The organism is Caballeronia sp. GAWG1-5s-s, from assembly GCF_023631445.1.
Classification (GTDB): Bacteria; Pseudomonadota; Gammaproteobacteria; order Burkholderiales; family Burkholderiaceae; genus Caballeronia.
On record NZ_JALQDC010000037.1, the window covers coordinates 1 to 3481 of the forward strand.

4 protein-coding genes are annotated in these 3481 nt (G+C 60.7%); 3 read left to right on the forward strand and 1 reads right to left on the reverse strand.

All coding sequences use genetic code 11. From position 1 onward, the window contains the following. Positions 1–136: 136 nt before the first annotated feature. The 3 genes from NCR34_RS25975 to NCR34_RS25985 all read left to right on the forward strand — a co-directional run bounded on the left by NCR34_RS25975 (position 137) and on the right by NCR34_RS25985 (position 2479). On the forward strand, positions 137–904 hold the full coding sequence (locus NCR34_RS25975; protein WP_250501254.1) for an SDR family oxidoreductase: 768 nt from the start codon (positions 137–139) through the stop codon (positions 902–904). Positions 905–1096: 192 nt separating this feature from the next. Beyond that, complete coding sequence (locus NCR34_RS25980; protein ID WP_250501255.1) at positions 1097–1543, forward strand: carboxymuconolactone decarboxylase family protein; 447 nt, start codon at positions 1097–1099, stop codon at positions 1541–1543. 342 nt (positions 1544–1885) lie between these two features. Beyond that, positions 1886–2479, forward strand: coding sequence for a TetR/AcrR family transcriptional regulator (locus tag NCR34_RS25985; RefSeq protein WP_250501256.1), 594 nt, complete (start codon positions 1886–1888; stop codon positions 2477–2479). Here the strand turns inward: NCR34_RS25985 and NCR34_RS25990 are convergent. Continuing rightward, positions 2476–3273 (reverse strand): NmrA family NAD(P)-binding protein, encoded by a 798-nt coding sequence (locus NCR34_RS25990; RefSeq protein WP_250501257.1) that lies wholly within the window; start codon positions 3271–3273, stop codon positions 2476–2478. The two genes, NCR34_RS25985 and NCR34_RS25990, sit on opposite strands and share 4 nt — an antisense overlap. Positions 3274–3481: the final 208 nt, after the last annotated feature.

Consider the following 3481-nt stretch of genomic DNA (forward strand, 5'->3'; position numbering starts at 1 on the left):
TATCAATCTTCAGTGCGTGTTGCGGGTTCCGCATGAGCGATCCTTGGACTAGTCAGATCGACGATTCTTGTCTCTTCTAACCAAGACATGATTCTCACACAATGATTTCACTTTCATCAATTCAACGAGGTGTGTCATGAAGATCGTCGTCATCGGAGGGACCGGACTGATCGGTGCGAAGGCTGTGGCCTTGTTGCGCGAGAAGGGACATGAGGCGGTCGCCGCATCGCCGAGCACGGGCGTCAACGCGATCACCGGCGCGGGCCTGGACGACGCACTGCGCGGCGCGCATGTCGTGATCGACGTGACCAATCCGCCGACGTACGAAGGCGATGCCGTTACGTGTTTCTTCCGCGATGCGACGCGCAATCTCCTTGAGGCCGAGCGCAAAGCCGGCGTGCAGCACCATGTGGCGCTGTCGATCGTCGGCGTGGATCGAATGGAGGGCAATGCATACTTTGCGGCGAAGTGCGTGCAGGAACGGCTGATTGCGGCATCGCCCGTGCCTTATTCGATCGTGCGTGCCACGCAGTTCATGGAGTTTCTCGGCACCATCGCCGATCTGAGCACCGCCGACGGCACTGTGCGTCTTTCACCGCATCAGTTCCAGCCCATCGCCGCCGATGATGTCGCGGCCATCATCGTCGAGATCACCCTGGGCGTGCCGCTCGACGGCGTCGTGGATATCGCCGGTCCCGAACGCGGCGCGATGCATGCGTTCATCGGCACCTATCTGCGCGCCACGCGTGACGCACGCAGGGTGGTCGCCGACGACAAGGCAACCTACTTCGGCGGCTCAATGGCCGAAAATTCGCTCGTGCCGACAGGCGGGATGCGGCAGGGCCGCATGACTCTCGGCGACTGGCTGGACCGTATGCGCTTGACGGATGCGGCAACGGCCTGATGCGTCTCTGACATTCACGGCTTGATGTGGAACGTGCGCGACCATGCGGCGCTGTCGGACGGCTTCGTCGGCAGGAAAACTCCGCTGAGCATCGCCGGCGTAACATCACGAGCCGTGCGCAAAGGTGAAGTAACCGACCTGCGCCTGTAAGCGCAGGAGACATTTCCAACGGACGAAAGGTAAAGGACGAAGATGACCCGCTTGAACTGGCACGAGATCGCCCCGGACGGCGCAAAGGCGCTTATGGGCGTTCATCACTATGTGACGAAAAGCACCAACCTGCCCGAGGAGCTTATTCATCTTGTGTTCCTCCGTGTTTCCCAGATCAATGGATGCGCTCATTGCATCGACAAGCATAGTCGTGATCTCAGAAAGACGATGTCCATCGACAAGATCTCGCTGGTACCGGTGTGGGACGAGGTCTCGCACCTGTTCTCCGATCAGGAACGCGCAGCTCTCGCCTGGGCCGAAGAAGTGACGCGCGTCAGCGAAACGCACGCTGCGGATGAAGCCTATGCAGCGGCTTCAGCGGCATTCACGCCGAAGGATCTCGTCGATCTCACGATAACCATTGCGGCGATGAACGCGTTCAACCGTCTTGGTGCGCCATTCCGACTCCCGGTCGCTGCCAAGGCTTAAGTACATGCGGCGTCTGACGGCGCGCGTCGGACAAGGCCCGGGCAATATCTTTACGCGAACGGATATATTTCAATGCTTCGGCTGCTAGTAAAGATGCATCTGTTCGTCTCTAGTTGGCGTGCAAAGGCCTTGCAGATCCGGGATGTAAAAGTTGACAGGTCTGACCGCGCGCTGGCGCGGCGTTGTTGGATTAGCCGCTGCACAGGGTCTGCCAAAATTCAGCTCGTCGCTCGAAGCCGTTCCCAAAAGCCCGGCGCTTCGTCGTATCATGGAACGGACGTTCCAGTCCTTGCTGGTACGTGTGTCGATGAAACAGACCGGCCGACGAGCGAGATTTCTTCCATGAGTGGCAAACCCCAATACGACGAGACCGCTGCAGTCGAAGCTGCGATGAAAGTATTCTGGCGTAACGGCTACGCCGCTGCGTCGATCAACGACCTCACAGCGGCGACCGGGCTGTCGCGGTCCAGCATCTACCAACGTTTCGAAGACAAGGACGGCTTGTTCCGCGAAGCGCTCAACCACTACACGGATCGAGTGCTCCGCCGGATGAACGCGGTCGGCGGTGCAACGCCGCGCGAGCGTATGGAGGCGTTGCTGCGCGATCTTTTGCACAAGCGAGCCGCGGCTCCCGATGGTTGCATGCTGGCTCGCAGTTGCGTTGAGAAGGCAAACCTGCCGAAGGCGTCGCAATCGGCGGTCACGTTCAGTGTCGGACGCCAGCGGGCAGTGCTGACGGAGATCATCGACGAAGGAGTGGCGCGTGGGAAGTTGTCGTCCGACGTGGACCGCGAGGCTCTTGCCTGGCATTACCTCGGTGTTCTCCATGCCGTCATGAATCTGCCGCAAGCCGGCGCAACGCCTGCCGCGCTGTCCGCCATGGTCGACCTAGCTATGTCGGCATGGCCGCCCGGCGTCGCGTCGCAGGCCGATTAGTCCGCAGTACCCTTGAACAGAGACAGATTTTCTTCAAGCCATTGCGGCAAGCCCCTTGGCGCATGACCGGTCAGCAACTGGACAGTAGCGGTCTGCTCTTGGAGCGACGATTCACGCACCGTGCGGTCGAGCCCGGTCAGTACATCCACCACAAATTCGCTCACGCCCGATGCCAGAAGACGCTCGCGCTCCTCGGCCGGAGTGCGCTGCTCGTAGGCAACAGGCCTGCCGAGAAGCCGCGTGAGTTGTGCAGCGACGTCGTCCATGGTCCAGGCGCGCGGCCCCGTCAGATGAAAGGCGCGCTGCCAGGTTTCGCTCGCTGGATCGAGCAACACCGCTTTCGCGGCATCAGCGACATCGCGCGTGTCGATAAGATTGACGATGCCATACCCCGCTGCGCCACCCCAGATTCCTTCCTGAACAGGCTTTCCGGCTCGTGTCAGCGTGTCGAAAAAGGTTGTTGGCCGCAGCATCGTATGACCGATATCGCGCGAAATCAGATGCGCCTCGATGCGCGCGTGCCAGTCGAATGGGTGCAGCTTCGCGGGCAGACTGGCTGCCGACAGTTTCACGATATGCCTGACGCCCGCGCCGACGGCGGCGTCGATCAACGCAATCTCGTTCTCCACCTGGCGCGGCGACGTGCCCTGCGCAAGGAACAAGCGATCTACACCCTGCATCGCGGCTGCAAGCGTGGCGGGCGCGTCAAAATCGACCGGCGCCTGGCCGACGTGGGCCGGGAAACGCGACGGATCCGGCTTGCGGCTAAAGCGCAATGAGGTCGACAGGCTCACTGGCGAGACCCGCAATGAGAGTAGCCCCGACTCGGCCGGTAGCGCCGGCGATGGCGATGCGAGGCGACAAATTGCGACTGGAAGACTGGGACACGACGGACTCCTTCAAGTTGGAACGATCGGTACACGAATACTGGAATGATCGTTCCAACTTGTCAAGGAAAATGTGTTTTCTGTCGCGATGCGCTGCCTTATTGGCGGGTTAGTC